Annotated in this window: 13 protein-coding genes; 9 read left to right on the plus strand and 4 right to left on the minus strand. The window is 68.5% G+C overall.

Annotation, left to right across the window (positions count from 1 at the left end):
• Positions 1 to 122: 122 nt before the first annotated feature.
• Positions 123 to 461, plus strand: coding sequence for an Mpo1-like protein (locus tag ACEOAB_RS19520; RefSeq protein WP_413748362.1), 339 nt, complete (start codon positions 123 to 125; stop codon positions 459 to 461).
• Here ACEOAB_RS19520 and ACEOAB_RS19525 read toward each other — a convergent pair.
• The gene (locus tag ACEOAB_RS19525; protein ID WP_007835041.1) at positions 458 to 1,669 is read right to left on the minus strand and encodes a YihY family inner membrane protein; all 1,212 of its coding nucleotides are present in this window, start codon (positions 1,667 to 1,669) and stop codon (positions 458 to 460) included. The two genes, ACEOAB_RS19520 and ACEOAB_RS19525, sit on opposite strands and share 4 nt — an antisense overlap.
• A gap of 109 nt (positions 1,670 to 1,778) precedes the next feature.
• On the opposite strand from ACEOAB_RS19525, the gene ACEOAB_RS19530 reads away from it, so the two are divergent.
• From ACEOAB_RS19530 to ACEOAB_RS19545, 4 genes are all read left to right on the plus strand, one after another.
• Positions 1,779 to 2,192 carry a DUF2069 domain-containing protein gene (locus ACEOAB_RS19530; protein ID WP_413748346.1) on the plus strand — a complete coding sequence of 138 codons (414 nt, stop codon included), beginning with the start codon at positions 1,779 to 1,781 and terminating at the stop codon, positions 2,190 to 2,192.
• On the plus strand, positions 2,189 to 3,616 hold the full coding sequence (locus ACEOAB_RS19535) for an FAD-binding oxidoreductase (protein WP_413748345.1): 1,428 nt from the start codon (positions 2,189 to 2,191) through the stop codon (positions 3,614 to 3,616). The genes ACEOAB_RS19530 and ACEOAB_RS19535 overlap by 4 nt, the downstream gene beginning before the upstream one ends.
• Positions 3,617 to 3,808: 192 nt before the next feature.
• On the plus strand, positions 3,809 to 4,426 hold the full coding sequence (locus tag ACEOAB_RS19540) for an RNA polymerase sigma factor (RefSeq protein ID WP_056589912.1): 618 nt from the start codon (positions 3,809 to 3,811) through the stop codon (positions 4,424 to 4,426).
• Complete coding sequence (locus ACEOAB_RS19545) at positions 4,423 to 5,460, plus strand: FecR family protein (protein WP_413748344.1); 1,038 nt, start codon at positions 4,423 to 4,425, stop codon at positions 5,458 to 5,460. Before ACEOAB_RS19540 ends, ACEOAB_RS19545 begins: the two co-directional genes overlap by 4 nt.
• A 62-nt stretch (positions 5,461 to 5,522) precedes the next feature.
• Here the strand turns inward: ACEOAB_RS19545 and ACEOAB_RS19550 are convergent, their stop codons facing one another.
• Positions 5,523 to 7,214: a cyclic peptide export ABC transporter gene (locus ACEOAB_RS19550; RefSeq protein ID WP_495653053.1), complete on the minus strand. Its 1,692-nt coding sequence runs from the start codon at positions 7,212 to 7,214 to the stop codon at positions 5,523 to 5,525.
• Positions 7,215 to 7,484: 270 nt separating this feature from the next.
• On the opposite strand from ACEOAB_RS19550, the gene fhuF reads away from it, so the two are divergent.
• The 4 genes from fhuF to ACEOAB_RS19570 all read left to right on the plus strand — a co-directional run bounded on the left by fhuF (position 7,485) and on the right by ACEOAB_RS19570 (position 13,023).
• Complete coding sequence (gene fhuF, locus ACEOAB_RS19555) at positions 7,485 to 8,225, plus strand: siderophore-iron reductase FhuF (RefSeq protein WP_413748342.1); 741 nt, start codon at positions 7,485 to 7,487, stop codon at positions 8,223 to 8,225.
• 45 nt (positions 8,226 to 8,270) lie between these two features.
• Entirely contained in the window at positions 8,271 to 9,107 is an 837-nt protein-coding gene (locus ACEOAB_RS19560; RefSeq protein ID WP_413748341.1) for a formyltransferase family protein, read from the plus strand.
• A 66-nt stretch (positions 9,108 to 9,173) separates the two neighbouring features.
• Positions 9,174 to 10,475: a lysine N(6)-hydroxylase/L-ornithine N(5)-oxygenase family protein gene (locus tag ACEOAB_RS19565; RefSeq protein ID WP_413748340.1), complete on the plus strand. Its 1,302-nt coding sequence runs from the start codon at positions 9,174 to 9,176 to the stop codon at positions 10,473 to 10,475.
• 166 nt (positions 10,476 to 10,641) lie between these two features.
• Complete coding sequence (locus ACEOAB_RS19570; RefSeq protein ID WP_413748339.1) at positions 10,642 to 13,023, plus strand: TonB-dependent siderophore receptor; 2,382 nt, start codon at positions 10,642 to 10,644, stop codon at positions 13,021 to 13,023.
• 53 nt (positions 13,024 to 13,076) lie between these two features.
• On the opposite strand, the gene ACEOAB_RS19575 is transcribed toward ACEOAB_RS19570, so the two are convergent.
• Both ACEOAB_RS19575 and ACEOAB_RS19580 read right to left on the minus strand, forming a co-directional pair.
• The gene (locus tag ACEOAB_RS19575; protein ID WP_413748338.1) at positions 13,077 to 17,144 is read right to left on the minus strand and encodes a non-ribosomal peptide synthetase; all 4,068 of its coding nucleotides are present in this window, start codon (positions 17,142 to 17,144) and stop codon (positions 13,077 to 13,079) included.
• Positions 17,144 to 20,296: a non-ribosomal peptide synthetase gene (locus tag ACEOAB_RS19580; protein WP_056589885.1), complete on the minus strand. Its 3,153-nt coding sequence runs from the start codon at positions 20,294 to 20,296 to the stop codon at positions 17,144 to 17,146. The genes ACEOAB_RS19575 and ACEOAB_RS19580 overlap by 1 nt, the downstream gene beginning before the upstream one ends.
• Between the last annotated feature and the right edge of the window lie 3 nt (positions 20,297 to 20,299).

The raw sequence follows: 20,299 nt of genomic DNA on the forward strand, positions 1-20,299 counted from the left end.
GCTGATGCGTCGGTGGTGTGATCGGAAGGCCGGGGTGGTACGGCCGGGAGGTCGTGGCTATTATGGACAAAGCCCTCGTCCACGGGACTCGCCGGGGTTCGGGGGCACAGGAGAGTCGCATGATGAACACCTCGGCTGCCACCGGATCTGCCGTCGATCCGCGCCAATTCAAGAGCTTTGCGGAGTTCTACCCGTTCTACCTGAGCGAGCACGCCAACCTCACCTGCCGGCGGCTGCACTTCGCCGGCTCGACCTTGTCGCTGCTGTGCCTGGTGGCGCTGGTGGTCACGCTCAACCCGCTGTGGCTGCTGGCCGGGCTGGTGGCGGGCTACGGCTTCGCCTGGGTCGGGCACTTCGGGTTCGAGAAGAACAAGCCGGCCTCGTTCAAGCGGCCGCTCTATTCCTTCATGGGCGACTGGGCCATGTACCGGGACATCTGGCTGGGGCGCGTGAAGATTTAGATCAGGAGCACGTCGCCCAGCCTCAGCGAGCGCAGCGGCCCCTTCTGCCAGAGGTCTTCCAGCGGCTCGGCCTGCGGCATCAGCAGCTCCTTCAGCAGCGGCTCGACCGGCGTCGAGGGGTCCGCGAGCAGCACGTAGCGCGGGTCTTCGTTGGCGGGCTCTTCGGCGAGCGGCGCGATCCAGTCGAGCGCCACCAGTGTTTCAAGCACCGGCGCGAGCTGCAGCGCGTCGACCCGCATGCGCGTGACCAGTTCGCTCGCGCCCATGCCCTTGGCCGGCATGGCCTGCGCGCGGGCCAAGTGCTGCAACGTTTCCATGGCCAGCTGCAGCGGCCAGCCCGCGGCGCCGCCGCGCCGCGCCACGCCGGTCAGCAGGCTCGGTAGGTAGGCCGCAATGACGGCGCCGAGCAGCACGATCACCCAGGCCACATAGATCCACACGAGCAGGATCGGCACCGTGGCGAAGGCCCCGTACAGCACCGAATAAGTGGGCACGAGGCTCAGGTAGTAGCCCAGCACGCGCTTGGCGATCTCGATGGCGGCCGCCACGAAGATGCCGCCGGCCCATGCATGCGACCAGCGCACGTTGGTGTTGGGCACGTAGTGGTACAGCGAGGCCATGCCGACCGCCAGCAGCATGAATTCGAAGGTGTCGAAGAACAGCTTGACCATGCCGCGCCCCACCACGCCGCTGGTGGCCGAGACGACGTACGAGGTGGTCGACAGGCTCACCGCGAGGATGATCGGCCCCAGCGTGATGGCCGCCCAGTAGATGAGCACCCGCTGCGCGAACGGCCGCGGCGAGCGCACGCGCCAGATGTTGTTGAGCGTCTTGTCGATCGTGAGGATCAGCGCGATGGCGGTGATCAGCAGCACGACCAGGCCCGCGATGCCCAGGCCGCCGGCCTTGCTCGAGAACTGGTTCAGGTAGCCCAGCACCTGCCGCGCGATGTTGTCGGGAATCAGGCTCTCGATGAGCCAGCGCTGCAGCCGGCCCTGCATCTTCGCGAACATCGGGAACACGGTGAACAGCGCCAGCGCCACCGTGAAGAACGGCACCATCGCGATGGTGGTGGTGAAAGTGAGGCTGCTGGCCGTGAGGCCGAGCCGGTCTTCGCGGAAGCGCTCGCCCAGCACCGCTGCGGTGTTGCCCCACGGAAAGCGCGAAAGATCCCTCCAAAGTTGCCTGCGATTCATGGCGGCTATCATAAGAACCAAACTCTCCCCCAGTCTCCGCGCACTTCGTGTCGCTGCGCCAATCCCCTCGCCGGGGGCAACACCGGCGGCCCGGCGAAGCCGGTTCCGCGGTGTTCCGCTCATGCAAACCAACTCGCCGCTCCCGCCCTCCTCCGTTCGCGCCACCCGCTGGGCCGCCGTGGGCAGCCTTGTCGGCCTCATCGTGCTGGGCCTCGCATGGGAGCTGTGGCTGGCGCCGCTGCGTCCGGGCGGCTCGCTGCTGGCGCTGAAGGTGCTGCCGCTCGTCATTCCGCTCGCGGGCCTGTGGAAGAACCGCATGTACACCTACCGCTGGGTCAGCCTGATGGTCTGGCTCTATTTCACCGAGGGCGTGGTGCGCGCCTGGAGCGACATCAACGGCGTGGGGCAAGTGCTCGCGCTGATCGAGGTGCTGCTGTGCCTCGTGCTCTTCGCGGCCTGCGCCTGGCATGTGCGGCTGCGCTTGCGCCACGCCAAAGCTGCTGCTGCCCTTCCACTGGAGACCTCCGCCCAATGACCACTGCCACGTCCCTCATCGAGCAACTGCGCGCCATCGTCGGCGCACCCCACGTGCTGAACGAGGGCGACCTCACCGCCTACGAGCAGGACTGGCGCAAGCGCGCGCGCGGCAAGTCGCTGGCCGTGGTACGGCCGGCCAATGCACAGCAGGTGGCCGACGTGGTGAAGGCCTGCGCCGCGGCCGGCACGGCCGTCATTCCGCAGGGCGGCAACACCGGCCTCGCCGTCGGCGCCATTCCGGATGAAAGCGGCACGCAGGTGGTGCTGAGCCTGCAGCGGCTGAACGCCATCCGCACCGTCGATGGCGCCAACCTCACGATGACCGTCGAGGCCGGCTGCATCCTGCAGACGCTGCAGGAAACCGCCGAAAAGCAGGGCTACCTGTTCCCGCTGAGCCTTGCGGCCGAAGGCAGCTGCACCATCGGCGGCAACCTCGCGACCAACGCAGGCGGCACGCAGGTGGTTCGCTACGGCAACACGCGCGAGCTGTGCCTGGGCCTCGAAGTGGTCACGCCGCAGGGCGAGATCTGGGAAGGCACGAGCGGCCTGCGCAAGGACAACACCGGCTACGACCTGCGCGACCTCTTCATCGGCAGCGAAGGCACCCTCGGCATCATCACGGCCGCCACCATGAAGCTCTACCCCCCGCCGGCCGCGCAGCTCACGGCCTGGGCTGCGGTGCCTTCGCTCGACCACGCGGTCACTTTGCTGGGCCTCGCGCACAAGCACCTGGGCTCGGGCCTCACGGGCTTCGAGGTGATGGGCAAGTTTGCGCTGAGCCTGGTCGACAAGCACATGCCGCAGCTGCGCGTGCCGTTCATCGAGGACGATGCCGTGCCGTACTGCGTGCTGCTGGAAAACTCCGACAGCGAATCCGAGGACCATGCACGCGCGCGCTTCGAGGCGCTGCTCGAAACCGCCTTCGAAGACGGCTGCGTGACCGACGCGGTAGTGGCCGAGAACCTTACGCAGGCGCACCAGCTCTGGCACATCCGCGAGAGCATTCCGCTCGCGCAGGCCGAGGAAGGCCTGAACATCAAGCACGACATTTCCATTCCCGTGTCGCGCATCCCCGCGTTCGTGGCGGAGACCGATGCGCTGCTGGCGCGCGAGATCGCCGGCGTGCGGCTGGTGAACTTCGGCCACCTGGGCGACGGCAACCTGCACTACAACGTGCAGGCGCCGGAGAACATCGACACCAAGGCCTTCCTGAAGAACGAGGAAGAGCGCATCAACACGCTGGTGTACGACGCGGTCGAGAAGTTCGGCGGCTCGTTCTCGGCCGAGCATGGCGTGGGCTCGCTCAAGGTCGACAAGCTGGAAAAGCACAAGTCGCCGGTGGCGCTGGAGATGATGCGGGCGATCAAGCGCGGGCTCGATCCCAAGAACATCCTGAACCCGGGGCGGGTGATCCGGGTCTAGTTCGGGAGGCCGGAGCCGGCAACTCGGTGATACACTCAATAAGAATAATTCTTATTAACTCCCTCCCCCGGGATCACCGAAGCGCAGTACCGGCACCGCCAGTTCGTCGTTCCTTGCAGGAGGCGGCGATCTTGCGGGCATGACCAGCGGCCGGTTCCGGGGCCATGTCGATGCTTGCGAGAAGGCGGCCGGATGCGCGACCTCGTCCAGGAACTTGTAGCTCACTATGCGGACCTGCGCCGGCAGCTCACTCGCGACCTGAGGGATCCTCACTACGCGGCCGACATCGCGCAGTCGAGTTTCGAGCGGGTGTACGCACAGGCCACGAAGTCGCGCGGAGCCGCCCGTATCGATGCGGCGCCGGACGACATGAAGGACAACGGTGGCATCGAATCGCCTCGCGCCCTGCTCTTTCGCGTGGCGCGCAACCTGTGCGTCGATGACGCGCGGCGCCGCAAGGTGGCGCAGGACTGGGCCGGTTCGCATGCAGACGCCGGCATGCACCGGACAGTGCAGTCCAGCGAATACGTCGTCGCCCAGCAGCGGGTGCTGACGCGGGTGGTCGAAACCATGGAACAGCTGCCGCCGCGCCGCCGCGAGGTGTTCCTTCTCTTTCGCGCCTACGGCCACACGCGCGCCGAGATCGCGCAGCGGCTGAACATCACCGAAATGGCCGTGGCCAAGCACCTGTTGCGCGCCACCATCGACTGCTCGCGCGTGTTCGCAGAGCTGCGCTCCGAGCTGATCGAGCCGCAGGTCTTGATGAACCGCCCCGGCTTCGACGCCGCATTGGCCGAAGACTTCTCGTGAACGGCATCGTTGCGGCGAGCGCTCCGCGCGAACGGCTGATCGAGCGCGCGCTGGCGCTGATCGTGGAAGGCGAAATGGCGCCCGGCGAGGCCGCCAGCAGCGCCCGCCTGGCACTCCATCAATGGCGCGGCAAATCGGCGGAGCATGCCGCGGCCGTCCAGGAAGCGCGCCAGCGCTGGGACGCACTCGGCGGCATGGCGAACGGCCTGCGCGCGCATTTCGAAGAGCCCGGCGGCACGTTGATGGCCCATGCGGGAGCCGCGGCGAAGTCACCGCACCGCCAGCAACGCCGCAAGATGCTGCTCTCGGTGGCGGCCCTGCTGGGCACCGGCCTCGTCGCGGGGCGCGGCGTGCAGTGGTACTGGCAGCAGCCGGTGTCCCACGCTACCTACCGGACAGCCACCGCGCAGATGCTGAAGGTGACGCTCGCGGACGGCAGCCGACTCGACCTCGCGCCGCAGAGCTCCGTCGAGGTCACCCTGTACCGCAACCGCCGCCTCGTCGACATGGCTCGCGGCGAGGTGCGCTTCGAGGTCGCACCCGACAAGGACCGCCCGCTGCACGTGCAAACGCGCGCCGCCGTCATCGAGGTGGTCGGCACCGCGTTCACCGTGCGCGACCGCGGCGGGCCGATCACCGTGGGCGTGGAGCACGGCCACGTGCGCGTGGGTGTGGCGCCGCGCCCCGGGTTCGCCGGGGCCGAAGGCGCGGCGATCGACCTGTATGCGGGCGATCGCGTCGAGATCGCCGACGGCCAGGCCGGCCGCGTGCAGCAGGCCGACACGGCCGCGCTGTCCGCGTGGCGCGATGGCTGGCTGGTGTTCGAGAACACGCCGCTGGGCGATGCACTGGCCGCGGTCAACAGCTACCGCACGCGGCCCATCGTCAGCGACAGCCCGCGCATCGACGCGATGCGGCTGTCCGGCCGCTTCCGCGTCAACGACTCCGAAGGGCTGATGGCCGCGCTGCCGACGATCCTGCCGCTCACGGTCGCGCCCCGCCCCGACGGGAGCGTGGCGCTGCTGGCTCGCTGACGAAAAGCCAACGCCCACCGGCCCGCGCCCCGGGCACCGCCGCGCGCTTTGCCCACGGGAGCTCATGCAGCAAGGCTCTCCAGGTGGGCGCGAGGCCGGTCGTCCGCGATGCGGCCCGCGCGCATGGTGATCACGCGGTCGGCCAGGTGGAAGTAGCGATCGTCGTGCGAGATCACGACCAGCAGGTGCCCCTTCGCGCGCAGCTCGGGCAGCAGCTCGGTATAGAACAGGTGGCGGAAGGTCGGGTCCTGGTCGGCAGCCCATTCGTCGAACACCAGCACCGGCCGCCCTTCCAGGTAGGCGTGCACCAGCGCGAGCCGCTTGCGCTGGCCGGTCGACAGGTCGGTGGTGGTGAAGGCGCCGTCCTTCAGGCTCACCTTGTGGGCGATCTCCAGACGCTCCAGGTAGGGCAACGCGCGCTGCGGCAGCACCTGCATGCTGGCTTCGCCGTGCGCTTCGCCCTCGCCGGCGGCCAGGTCCTCGAACAGGTAGAAGTCGGAGAACACGGTGGTGAAGAGCTGGCGGTAGTCGTCGCGGCGCTCGGCGTCCACCGCGGCGCCGTCGATCGCCACGTGGCCCTCGTGCGGCGCGTACAGGCCCAGCAGCAGCTTGACGAGCGTGGTCTTGCCGGAGCCGTTGTCGCCCACCACGAACACCATCTCGCCGCGGCGAAGCCGCAGGTCGATCGGCCCCAGCGCGAAGGCCTCGCCGCCCTCGGGCGCATCGAACGCGTAGCGCACGCCGCGCAGCGCGATCTCGTGTTCGAATTTCAGCTCGCTGCCGGCGCGGCCGACGTGCAGGTGCGGCTCCGGCGTGGCAAAGCGCGCCGACAGGTCGGCGATGCGCCGGAACGCGACCCGCGCGCGCCCCACGGCAGGCAGCGCGCCCGCGATCTGGTCCATCGGCCCCTTGAGGAACAGCAGCACCAGCACGAAGCCGCTGAGCACCGCGGGCTCGGTCGGCCGGAACGAGGCCCAGCCCAGAATCAGCGCGATCAGCAGGAAGAACAGGCCCGAGCCGAACGCGGTGGCCATGACGAAGGTGTTGATCGCACGCCCGTTGACCGCGCGGATGTTGTCGACGATGCGCTCGATCTGCCCGCCGAACATGCGCTGGCGGCGCGCGCGGTGCATGCGCAGTTCCTTGGCGCCCTCGCTGATCGCGCGATAGGCCTTGTGCAGCTGGTCTTCGTGCTCGCGCGCCTTCCAGAAGCCGTTCACGCCGCGGATCTGCGCCATGGCCTGCACCATCGCACCGATCGCCAGCGCCACCACCAGCACGCCGAACAGCGGCAGCGACAGGTAGGCCAGGTAGGCCAGGCAGCCGAGTGCCGTGACGCAGGCGATCAGCGTCGCGGCGAGCGCGAACGCCACGTCGCTGACCATGTCCACGTCCTGCGACAGCACCGGCATCAGCCGGTGGGTGCGGTAGCGCTCCAGGGCATCGATGGGCGCCGAGAGAATCTTCTGCGCCAGGCTCTTGCGGACCAGCGCGACCACCCGCTGGCCGACGAAGTTGGTCGAGACATCGGACACCATGCGCCCGAACAGCGCCGCCGCGCACAGCCCGATGAAGGTCAGCAGCAGACCGCCCGAAAGGCCGCCCTGCCGGTTGAGCACCTGGTTGATGGTGCCCAGCAGCGCGACCGTGGCCGCACCCGCGCCGATGCCGGTGACCGCCGACAGCAGCATCCACGGCAGGAACGGCTTGAGCAGGCGTGCGAACTCGCCGTCGGGACCGAGGGCTGTTGTCATGCAGGAACTCTTTCCGCCCTCGGGCGACTGGGGCCCGGCGGCGCGGACAAGCCTTACCGCCGGACGCGAAACGGAATGACGGCCCGCCGCGCCGACAGGGCTGCGGACGGCAGCGGGCTGCCTGTACCCCACTTGACGGACGGTCCGCGCAAATGTTCACGCAGCGGTTCGAACACGGTGCGCATGAACACCTGCGGGGCCCAACCGTCCTAGCTTCATGCGCCCTGCAAATCGCCGCACCGCCGGTGCCCCCTCCTGCCCGACGAACCCATGATCGCCCTGCTGGAGCCCTTGTTCCAGGGCGACCTGGCGCCGCACGGCGAGGCATTGCAGTGCGCGCCGCAGCCGCCCGCGGGCGCGCTGCACGTCGCCGATCTGGTGCGCTCGCACGGGCTGCTGGGCCGCGTGCTGCGCCTGCACGCATCGCACCTCGGGGTCGAAGGCGAAGACCTGCGCGCCGCGGCGTCGTCCTGGAGCATGGCCTATCTCGGCATGCTGCTGCCACCGGTCGCGGCCGCCGCCAGCGTGCTGCAGCATGGCTTTCCCGTGGCCGCGGAGCAGGTGTGGGTGCACCTCGACCCGCACGCCCGGCCGCTGAGCTTCCACATCCGCGAACTGGGCCGGCCGCAGCGCGGCGCGACCACCGAGGAGCGCTACTCGGCGCTGCTGCGGCAGCACCTGGAGCCGCTGTTCTCGGCGCTGTGCCGCCTGACGGGCATTCCGCCCAAGATCCTGTGGGGCAACGCGGCACGCAACCTCGAGCCGGTGCTCGAGCAAGCGCTTGCGCTGACCGGCGGATCGCCGCCGATCGCCCGCGACAGGCAACGACTGCTGCACGAGCCCGCCTGGCCGGCATGGACCAATCCCCTGCCCGGCCCGCAGCGCGAAGTCCATCTGCGCCTCGAAGGCCGCGACCGGACGATGAAGCTGCACCGCCAGTGCTGCCTTTTCCACCTGCTGCCCCGCGAAGGCCATTGCGGCGCCTGCCCGCTGTCGCCTGCGCACCGCTGACATCACCACATCCCACTTCTTCCACCCACTACCGAGCGCATCACCATGTCCAAGGCAAGACTCGTCTACATCATGTCCCTGAGGAATGCGGCGGCCGACCAGGCCGGCCAGTACATCGACTACAAGGGCGGGCAGCGCTACATGAAGTCCCCGCTGGAGTACCTGGCCGAGGCGCTCGACCGCACACCGCTGGGCGATGCCTACTCGCTGGAGGCCGTGCTGTTCGACGACGACGAGGGCTCGCCGCGCGACCGGCAGGCGCTGCGGGAGTACGGCTTCGGCTTCGATCCCGCCCGCCGCTGGATCCACCCCGGCGAGCTGCAGGTGCAGGGCCGTCGCGTCAACGACATGTTCCACAACGTGCCCTCGACCTACCGGCGGCTGCCATTGGACGCGGCCGCCGAACGCGCCGCCGGCAAGAAGGAGTTCGAGCAGCGCCTGCTCGATCGGCTGCACGCGCTGGAGGCCGACCTCGTCGTGCTCGACGGCCTGCTGGTGATCCTCGACCGGCTGGCCCGGCCGGAAAGCCCGTTCTTCCGCAGGATCGTGAACATCCACCCGGGCATCACGCGGCTGGAGTCGCCCTTCGAGCGCCGAGGCGCCTGGGCCACGCTCGACGCGCTGTATGGCGCCCGCGGCCAGCGGGTGATCGACTGGCAAACGCGCGAGACCGTCGCGGTCGAGCCGGTGCGCAAGACCGGCGCCTCCTTCCACTACGTGGACACCGGCATCGACTCGGGCGAAGTCATCTTCGACGTGCTGGGCACCGACATCGACCCCGAGGACACCATCCTCGAGCTGCGCTGGAACAACTTCAACCACAGCCTCTTTCCCGCGCTCCACCAGGGCCTGGCCCTGATGGCCGAGACGGTGGACGCGTGAACATCGCGCGCCCGCCGAGCGTCCTGTCTTCTTCCACACCGCCCTCCACCACAGGAGTTGATTTCAATGCCACACGTCCATGATCTGGTCGGGATCGGGTTCGGCCCGTCCAACGTCGCCCTGGCCATCGCACTCGAGGAAAAGCGCCACGCCGGCCGGCCGTTCGACACGCTCTTCATCGAGAAGCAGCTGAGCTTCGCCTGGCATCCGCACATGCTGCTGGACCAGGCGCACATGCAGATCTCCTTCATGAAGGACCTGGCGACGCTGCGCAACCCGACCAGTCGCTTCACCTTCATCAACTACCTGCACGAGAAAGGCCGGCTGACCGACTTCGTCAACCTGAAGAGCTTCTTCCCCAGCCGGCACGAGTTCAACGACTACCTCTCGTGGGCCGCCGAGCAGTTCGAGGACGCCTGCGCCTACGGCGAGGAAGTGTTCGAGGTGCTGCCCGAGGAAAGGGGCCGCGAGGTGGCACTGCTGCGCGTGCGCTCGCGCAACCACGCGGGCAAGCTGGTCGAGCGGCTCGCGCGCAACCTCGTGGTCGGCATCGGCGGCGCGGCGAACATCCCCGACGGCTTCCGTGCGCTGCGCAGCGACCCGCGCGTCTTCCATTCGAGCAGCTACCTGCAGGACATCGCGCAGCTGCCGGACGCGCGCCGCATCGCCGTGGTGGGCGCGGGACAGAGCGCGGCCGAGATCTTCATGGACCTGCAGGGCCGCCCCGGCGCGCCGCAGGTCGACCTCATCACGCGTGCCCGCTCGATCCGCCCGGCGGACGACAGCCCCTTCGTGAACGAGATCTTCAATGCCGAGTTCACCGACTACACCTTCAGCCGCTCGGAGGAAGAGCGCGCCGCGCTGCTCGACGAGTTCTGGCACACCAACTACGCGGTGGCCGATCTGGAGCTGATCCAGCAGATCTACAAGGCCTTCTACCAGCAGCGCGTGACCGGCGGCAACCGCCTGCGCTTCCTGCGCCGGCACGACATCCGCAGTGCCACGGCCGACGGCCAGGGCGTGTACCTCGCGCTGTGGGACCAGAACGCCCAGCGCGAGCACACGGTGCGCTACGACGCCGTGGTGCTCGCCACCGGCTATGTGCGCGAGCACCACAAGGCGCTGCTCGCGCCGCTGGCGGGCTACCTCGGCGACTACACGGTCGACCGCCACTACCGCGTGCAGGCCGCGCCCGGCTTCCATCCGGCCATCTACCTGCAAGGCGCCTGCGAGGACTCGCACGGCCTGAGCGACACCCTGCTGTCGGTCACCTCGGTGCGTACCGGCGAAATCGGCAGCGCCCTGCTGGCCGCGCCGGCCGGCACGCCGCTCCACCTGAGGCCGGAACCCGAGGCGGTCCAGACCTGAATCCGGGGTCGCCGGACCGCGACGGCGAAAAAGTCTTAGGACGTGGTGTCTCTGTTTGATGAGTTCGAACGTCTTACTCATAGATGCGCCAGAGACCGGAAATCGGGCCGGCCCCCGCACCTGAATGTGAATGCGTCGTAATTCAAAAAACTGGAGTTGTTCTTCTATGCGTCCCCTGCCTCGCCAACATCTGCTGAACGCCGCGCTTGCCGCGGCGTTCGGTTCCGTTCTCACCGTCTGGGCCCCTGTAGCTTCAGCGCAGGCTTCCGGTCAGGCCGCGGCGCAGGTGTTCGAGGTGAAGGTGCCATCGCAGGCGCTCGGCGCGGCGCTCAACGAGTTCTCGCGCCAGACCGGCGTGCAGGTATTCGCCGCCGGCGAAGTGGTCGCAGGCACCAGCTCGCACGCCGTGGAAGGCAAGCTCACGGTCGACCAGGCCCTGCGCCAGATGCTCGCGGGCACTTCGCTGGAAGCCACGCGCACCGCCAGCGGCGGCCTCGCGATCCGCCGCGCTGCCGACGCTTCCAGCTCGCAGGGCACCCTGCCCGCGGTGCAGGTGGTGGCCAACGCCGAGGAATCGCCCACCGGCCCGGTGTCCGGCTATGTGGCCCGCCGCAGCAGCACGGCCACCAAGACCGACACGCCGCTCATCGAGGTGCCGCAGTCGATCTCCGTCATTGGCCGCGAGGAAATGGATGCGCGCGGCGTACAGGACGTCATGGAGGCCATCCGCTACACGCCGGGCGTCACGACGAACACCTACGGCCCCGACAACCGCGGCTGGGAATACATCCTGCTGCGGGGCTTCAGTACCTCTTCCAACGGTGTCTACAGGGACGGGCTCGCGCAGCCGGCGTTCGGCCCCACCTACTACCTGACCGAGCCCTACGCGCTGGAGCGCGTGGAGGTATTGCGCGGTCCTTCGTCGATGGTGTTCGGCCAGGGAGACGCCGGTGGCATCGTCAACCGCGTGAGCAAGCAGCCGACCGGCGAGCGGATCCGCGAGATCGAACTGCAGTACGGCAGCTACCAGCGCAAGCAGCTGGCATTCGACCTCGGCGACAGGATCGGCAACACCGACCTGAGCTATCGCGTGGTCGGGGTGGGTCTCGACAGCAACGACCAGGACAAGTATCCCGACGGCCACAAGCTGAACCGCACGCGCAGCTACATTGCGCCGTCCGTGCGCTGGCAACCCAATTCGACGACCTCGCTGACCGTCTTCGGGGAGTTTCTCAAGAACAACACGGCCGAAGACCCGTACTACCTCACCCAGGACTACGTTCTCTATCCGGTGAAGGTGGGCGACTACAGCTTCGGCCAGCTCAAGCAGTCGCAGAGCGCCATCGGCTACCGTTTCGAAACGGCCCTGAACGACACCTGGACGCTGCGCCAGAACTTCCGCTACAGCCAGATCGCCCTGGACAGGCGAGCAGTCTGGGCCGGTTCGCTCGGCAATGACGGACACACGCTCTCCCGCGTTGCCAGGACCTGGAACGACCCCGTGAACCTGGCCACGCTGGACACCAGCGTGCAGGGCAAGCTGCAGTACGGCTCCGTCCAGCACACGGTGCTGCTGGGCGTCGACTACAGCGACCAGAAAGGCAAGCAGCGGCGCTTCCGCGGCGCGGCGCCGACCCTGGACATCTGGGCGCCCGTCTACGGCCAGGCCGTGGCGATGCCCACCATCCCGCTGACCGACGTGGCCCAATCGACGCGCCAGACGGGCTTCTACGCCCAGGACCAGATCAAGTTCGGCGACAACTGGGTCGTCACGCTGGGGGGTCGCCACGACGAAGTGCGCCAGCTCACCGACAACTACCTGGCCAGGAGCCATACCCGGCGATCGGACAGTGCGTTCAGTGGCCGGGCAGGCATCAGCTACCTGTTCGGCAACGGCTGGGCTCCCTACATGAGCTACACCACGTCCTTCCTGCCCAACAGCGGCGTCGACGCGAACAACCAACCCTTCAAGCCCAGCAGCGGCAAGCAGGTCGAGGTCGGCGTCAAGTTCCAGCCCGCGGGCTCGCGCACCTCGTACACCGCGGCAGTCTTCGACCTGCGCAAGACCAACGTGGTCACCTACGACCCGACGACCGCCGAGGGGCGCCAGATCGGCAAGCAGCGCTCCCGCGGCCTCGAGCTGGAAGCCAAGGGCGAGCTCGCACCGGGCCTGAACATCTCCGCCGCCTACACCTGGCTGGACATGAAGGTGCTCAACAGCGCCGATGCGGACGAAATCGGCAAGATCCCGCCGCTCGTGCCCAAGCAGACCGCCTCGGTGTGGCTCGACTACACCATGGGCAACGGCCTGGGGTTCGGCGGTGGCGTGCGCTACATCGGCAAGCGCCAGAACGACGAGCACAACACCACGTACGAACGCGGCGTGACGCTCCTCGATGCGGCCGCGCACTACGAGCGCGGCCCGTGGCGCTTCGCGCTCAACATCTCCAACCTGGCGAACAAGCAGTACAACTCGATCTGCTACCACGGACAGTGCTACCAGGGCACTCTCCGCACGGCGACCCTGACCGCCCGGTACAAGTTCTGATCCGATGACTCTCCCCCGCGTGAATGCGGGGGAGAGTCATCTTTCGCTCGCCATCATCGGCGCGCGTCTGCCTTCTCCCTGGCCTGCTGCGCATCGCACATGGCCGCATGCAGATGGCTCAGCAGCGCAGCGTTGCGCACGATGCCCTGATGGTCGGCATTCACCTCGAGCGAAACCTGCGCCTTGCCGCCGAACTGCGACAGGAGCGCGTTCTTCTGGGCAACCGCCCGCCCCTTCTTCCACCAGAAATGCGGCGCCACTTTCACGCGCGGGAATGCGGTGATCTTTTGCGTGATCGCGTTCATGCGCCGGGTGGCGACGATCCCCCGGAAGATGTCGCCCGGCTTCATGCCCATGCCGGCCGCCGCCACGATTTCCTCGACGGCGTCGCGCACGGTCTCGTCGGAGCCCGAGCGGATCGGCTCGAAGCTGTCGAGCATCGCGTCGACGGCCTCGCGGTCCGTGCTGCCGCTCGCGGTGTCCAGGACGAAATCCCGGAAGTCCTGGTACCAGCCGTGCGGATCGAAGCTCTCGTCCAGCAGAAAGCTGTCGACCATGCCGAGGAAGGCGACGTCCACGCCCTGCTGTTCCAGCAGGCTGGCGACATGCACCGCGACAACTGCTCCCAATGACCAGCCGACGATGCCGACGGGCCCCTGTGGCCGCGTCCTGCGGATGACATCGACGTAGTACCGGGCCATCTGCTCGATGGAATCCAGTCCGGCGACGTCGTCCGCGTAGCTCAGGCCGTAGACGGCACGCGAGTCTTCCAGGTGGCGCGCCATCGGCCGGTAGTCGATCGGATGGCGCAGCGCGGGCGGCACGCAGAACAGCGGCATCGCATCCGCCGGCCCGGCATACGCGTTCAGCAACTGGACAGGCTGCGGCGGCGCGCCCATGTCCAGCTGCGCGACCAACCGGGCGATCGTCTGCTTCTCGAGCAGATCCTGCAGGGATATCTGCACGCTCAGCACACGGGACTTGTTGATCCTGGCCAGCAGCCTGAGCGCGACGAGTGAGTCGCCGCCCAGCTCGAAGAAGTTGTCGTGGCGCCCCACGCGCGGCACACCCAGCACCTGGGCCCAGATCGCTGCTAGTGCCGCTTCGAGCACGCCCTGCGCGCCCTCCTTCGGCTGCTCGTCGCACGTCGGTGCACGGCCGAACTCCGGCGCCGGCAACGCCTTGCGGTCCACCTTGCCGTTCGTGTTCAGCGGCAGTGCATCGAGCACCACCAGCACGCTCGGCACCATGTAGTCGGGCAGCTTCTGCCCGAGCTTCTGCCGAAGCTGTGTCGTGTCGATGTCGTGCCCCGACACGTAGCCCACGAGCCGCGTGCCCGTCGGTCCCTCGTTCGCAATGACGACCGCTTCCCTCACCTCGGGCTGCGCCAGCAGCTGCGACTCGATCTCCCCCAGCTCGATGCGGAAGCCCCGCACCTTCACCTGGTGGTCGAGGCGGCCCAGGTACTCCAATTGGCCCTCGTTGCTCCAGCGCACCAGGTCACCGGTGCGGTACAGCCGGTTGCCGTTGTCGGTGGCAATGAAGCGCTCGGCCGTCAGGCCTTCGCGGTTCAGGTAGCCACGCGCGAGCCCAGCGCCCGAGACATACAGCTCGCCCGCCACGCCCACCGGTACCGGGTTGAGTTGCCCATCGAGCACGCGCAATCCGAGGTCCGGAATGGCAAGCCCGACCGGGCTGCGCTGCCCCTCGAGGTCCGCCGCCGTGATCCTCCGGTAGGTCACATGCACCGTGGTCTCGGTGATGCCGTACATGTTGATCAACTGCGGGCTGTCATCGTCATGGTGTTCGATCCATTGGCGCAGGCGCTGCGGGTCGAGTGCTTCGCCGCCGAAGATCACCACGCGCAGCGACAGAGGCTCTTGGTAGGCCTGCGGCAGGCTGATCAACTGGCCGAAGGCCGAAGGCGTCTGGTTGAGCACGGTGACGCGCTCACTGCGCAGCAGCTGCAGAACGTCTTCCGGCGAGCGGCTGACCCAGAACGGTACGACCACCAGCTTGCCGCCGGTGCACAGCGCACCGAATATCTCCCACACGGAGAAGTCGAAGGCGTAGGAGTGGAACATCGTCCACACGTCCTTGGGGCCGAAGCCGAACCAGGCATCGGTGGCGCCGAGCAGCCGTGTCACGTTGCAGTGGCACAGCTGCGCGCCCTTGGGACGGCCGGTGGAGCCCGAGGTGTAGATCACGTAGGCGAGGTTCTCGCCGTGCAGATCGAGCTGCGGATCGTGCGACGGTTCTTCGAACAGGTCGAGCGTGTCCAGGGCCAGGACTTCAAATGCGTCGGTGCCCGGCACCTGCAGGTGGCTCTGCGTAAGCAGCAGCGCGATGCCGCTGTCCTGAACCATGTAGGCCAGCCGGTCCGCGGGGTACTCCGGGTCCAGCGGCACGTAGGCGCCTCCGGCCTTCAGGATCGCCAGGATGCCCACCACCATCTCGATGGAGCGTTCCACCGCGATGCCCACCTTCGTCTCGGGCTTCACGCCCAGGACGATCAGCCGGTGTGCAAGGCGGTTGGCCTGCGCGTTGAGTTCGCCATAGCTCACGGTCCGATCGCCGAAGCACAGCGCCGGCGCCTCGGGGCGCGCACGGACCTGCTTCTCGATCAGCCGATGGATCGGCGTCGCATCCGGAAAGCTCCGCGTGTTCGAACCCCAGGCCGCGAGTTGCGCACGCTCCGCATCGCTCGAAAGATCGATGTCCGAAAAGACCTGCTCCGGATCGACCGTCAACGTCTCGAGCAGGCGCACATACCAGCCCGCCAGCCGCGCCACGGTGGCCTCCCCAAAAAGGTCGGTGTTGTATTCGATCTGCGCGTACGCACGCGTCGGTTCGATGAAGAAATCCAGCGACAGGTCGAACTTGGCGCTCGCGTTGCCGCCCCCAACCTGCTCCGCGCGCACGTCGCCGAACGCGAGGTCGGCAACGCTGTCGCTCATCTGCACGCCGAACATCGCCTGGAACAACGGGTTGCGCGACGCGTCGCGCTTTTCGTTCCGGCCGGCCAGCAGCGCATTGAGGGGAAGGTCCGCATGCTCCAGTGCGGATAGCGAATCGCGCCGCACCCGCCGGCAGATTTCGCGCAACGTGGCGCGCGGTTCGAGCCGCACGCGGAACACCTGGGTCGTGATGAAGAACCCCACCAGATCGCGCACCTCGTCGCGATGGCGGCCGGCATTGGCCACGCCGACGGCAAAGTCGTTCTGGCCGCTGTACCGGCCCAGCAGCATCTGCCACGCCGCGAGCAGGACCACGAAGGGCGTGCATTTCTCCGTGCGGCAGAACTTCTGCAACGCCACCGCCAGCGCCGGCTCCAGCGCGAAGCGATGCACCGCACCGTCGAAGGTCTGCCGCGCAGGGCGTGCCGCGTCGAGCGGCAGTTCCAGCGGTGGCACATCGGCACCCAGGTGGGCGTTCCAGTAGTCCAGTTGCTTCGCCAGGCCCTCGCCCTGCAGGCGCTCGCGCTGCCACAGCGCGTAGTCGGCGTACTGGGCCGGCAAGGCCGGGAGCCGCACGGCCGCACCCGTAGCCGATGCCAGGCGGTAGGCCGAAGCGAGGTCCGCAGCGAGGATGGGGTTGGACCACGCGTCCGACACGATGTGGTGCAGGCAGACCGTCAGCACATGCTCCTGGCCCGACAGCCGGATCAACCTGGCCACCAATGCAGGCGCGGCGTCCAGGTCGAACACATGCAGGGCCGTCTCGCCCGTCAGCGCATCGACGCGCGCCTGCCGCGCGGCCCCGGACTCCAGGGACAGATCGAACCGCTCCAGCATGAACCTCACGTCCCGCACCATCTGCTGCATGGGAACGCCGTCTTTCTCGAAGAAGCGGGTGCGCAGGATGCCGTGGCGATCGATCACGGCCTGGAACGCGCGCTCGAGCGCATCCGCGTCCAGCGGGCCGTGCAGGCGGAACGTCCGCGGCAGGTTGTAGGCCGTCAGCCCCGGCTCCAGGCGCTGCAGGAACCACAGCTGCTCCTGCGCAGGGGACAACGGCACCTCGTCGCCGTCCGACACGCAACGGAGGATTTCGTCGTCGCCATCGTCATCCGCCCATCCGTTCTTCGCTGAAATCCGCCGCGCCGCATTGCTGCTGTTCATCACTGTTCCATCCTGTATGCCGAAACCGATCCCTCGTTCTCCATCGTGCGAAGCGCCGCTGCGAGCGTGGCGACGCTGGGATGGTCGAACACCAGTCCCGGCGCGATGTCGATCCGCAGCTGCTTGCGGATGCGCGCCACCAGCTTGATCACGAGCAGCGAGTGCCCTCCCAGTTCGAAGAAGTCGTCTTCCACGCCGATGGCGTCGCGCTGGAGCAGGCTTGCCATGCACTCGGCCAGCACCGATTCGAGCGCGTCGCGCGGTGCCGCCGCCACCGGCTTGCGGTCATCGCTGCGTGCTGCGGACAGCAGCAGCGACTGCCGGTCGATCTTTCCGTTCGGCAGCCTCGCGAACTCCGCGACGAAGGTACAGCGCGCAGGCACCATGTGCGCGGGCAGCAGCGTGCCCAGCCGTCCTGCCAGAGCCGAGCGGCCGGTCTCCGACGCGAGCGCCCCGTCACCCACGACGAAGGCCCGGAGTTCGGCGTCGCCTCCGCCGCCCGGCACCGCCAGCACCACGGCCTGTCGCACGCAGGGCTGCGACAGCAACACCGCCTCCACCTCGGCCGGCTCGACACGAAAGCCCCGTATCTTGATCTGGTCGTCCGCCCGCCCCGCCAGGCGGATGCCGCCTTCGGGCAGCACGCAGGCCAGGTCGCCCGTGCGGTAGAGCTCTTGCCCCGGCTCGAACGGATCGGCCACGAAGGCGCCTTCCACCTCCCGGTTCAGGTAGCCGCGGCACAGCTGCGCACCGCCGACATACACCGCCCCCAGCGCGCCGCTCGGCACCATGCGCAAGGCTTCGTCCAGCACATGGACGCGGTTGTTCGCCAGCACGCGCGACAGCGGCAGCACCGGGGACGCGGCCTCGCCCGCCGATACGCGGTGCACCATCACGCCCACCGTCGTTTCCGTGGGGCCGTAGTGGTTGTAGATCGCGGTATCCGGTGCAAGCCTGGCGATGCGCTCGATGAGCGAGCGCGGTGCGGCCTCGCCGCCCAGCACCAGCGTGCCGGGCAGCTTCGGCGCCTCGTCCTCGAGCAGGGCCTCCAGGTGGGAGGGCACCATCTTGAGCGCGTCGATCCGGCGTTCGCGCATGAAGCCGGCGAAGGCGCGCGCATCCTTCACGTCGCCCGCTCCCGCCACGACGAGGCAGGCACCGTTGTGGAACGCACCGAAGAGCGCCGTGTTGCCCAGGTCCGCGACGACGGAGCTTGTGAGCGCCCAGCGGCGGCAGCGAGCCAGGTCCATGGCCGATGACACCGCAGCCACGTAGTTGAGCAACTGCCCCTGCCCGATCACCACGCCCTTGGGCGTCCCCGTCGAACCCGAGGTGTAGAGCACATAAGCCAGACCCTGCATCGCGGGTTGGTATGCCGGCGCGCTGTCGGCGACACCGTCGAGGTTCATGTCGTCCAGCGATGCCTGCCGCCACGGCGCATCGCCGGCCGAAGGCACGCCTGCCGCATGGAGCACGAGCGACGGCACGGCGTCTTCCAGCACGGCCTGGCGGCGCGCGGCGGGCCACTCGGGGTCCAGCGGCAGGTAGCCCGCCCCGATGCGCCAGCTCGCCAGCATCGCCACCAGCAGATCGGCCGATCGCGGAAGGTTGAGCGCCACCAGCGTTCCGGCCGCAGCGCCCCGGGCCTGCAGCCAGTGCGCCATCCGGTTGATTCGCGCATCGAATTCGCGATAGCTCAGCCGCACGTCGCCAGCCTCCAGCGCGGGCGCGTCCGGCGTCGTCCGCGCCCAGCGGGCGACCTGCCCGGCCAGCGTGAGGCTTCCGAAATCGGCCGTCGCACCGCGCGCTGCCAGCAGCAGCAATTCGCGCTCGCGCTCACCGACCAGCGCGAGGCTGCCGACCGGCGCGCGAGGCTGCGCCACGGCATCCTCGAGCAAGGTCTGGTACTGCCACAGCAGCCGCTCCACGGCCTGGGACGAATAGCGCGACGCATCCGCATGCACCGACAGCGTGAAAGCCTGCCCGGCCCGGCCGACCTGCATGGCCAGTTCGAAACAAGGCAGCGGCCCGGGCACGGTATCCACGCGCCAGGCCACGGTACCGTGCGAGAGCACCGGCATCTCGTCGAAGCCGAAGCCCACGTCGAGGTGCGCAGAAATCGGCGGCGCATCGATCGCCCAGTACTCCTGGGCCTCGGCGTGCGCCTCGAGCATTTCGCCCAGGCGTGCGATCCAGTCGGAGAAGCGCTCCTCGGGCGCGATGTCCACGACCACGGGCAGGATCTTCTCGAAGACGCCCACCGCTCCCCGCATCACTTCGTAGTCGTGCCGGCAATCGTTCTGCCAGCCGGCGACGAAAGGCCTGTGGCCGGTCAGACGGGCCACGAGCAGCCACCACACGGCCTGCAGGAGCAGGTCGGTGCCGCACCCGAGCTGCCCGGCCGCTTCCTGCGTGCGGGCGGCAAGCGCCGCATCGAGAGGAAGAGAGAGGCTGGCACGCGCCGGCGACGCGACCGCGCGTACCCCGTCCATCCGGGTGTTCAGGCGCGGTGCCTGCAGCACATCGGCGCGGTCGATGCAAGCCTGCCAGTAGCCGCGCCCCTCGGCGGCCTCGTCGCCGCTTTCGAGGTCCTGGCGCCATTCGACGAACTGCGTGTACTGGAAGACCTCGTCCGCATCGACGGCCTGCCCAGTGAGGTAAGCCGTTGCAATCTGATCCAGCAGGCCGTGCAGGCTGCCCTTGTCCGCGGCGAACACGCTCGCAACCAGCACGAGCTTGTGCCGTGTTTCGCCGAGCCGGGCGATCCCGATGCGCAGCGGCGCGCCGCTCGCGACATCCAGCGGCTCCTGCGTGCATGCGGCGATCCAGTCGGCCAGCGCGGCCGCGCTGTCGGCATTGCCGCGAAGGTCGATTTTTTGCCAGCGCAGCGCAGCCGCCGCATCCAGGGCCTGTTGCCTGAGACCCCGGAAGCCGGGAACCTGCAACACCGCCGAGCGCAAGGCCACATGGGCCTGCACGACCGCGCGGGCCGCGGCCTCGAGGCGCGCCGCATCGAGCTCGCCGTCGAGATCGGCCTGCAGCACGAGCTTGGGCGCGCCGGGAGCGGCCTGCTCACCATGCTGCGCCCGGATGGCACGCTGCTCGGGACTGAGCGGCTGCGAGGAAGTCGTGGTTTCGAGAATGGCAGCCATGGC

Source organism: Variovorax sp. Varisp53 (assembly GCF_059491555.1).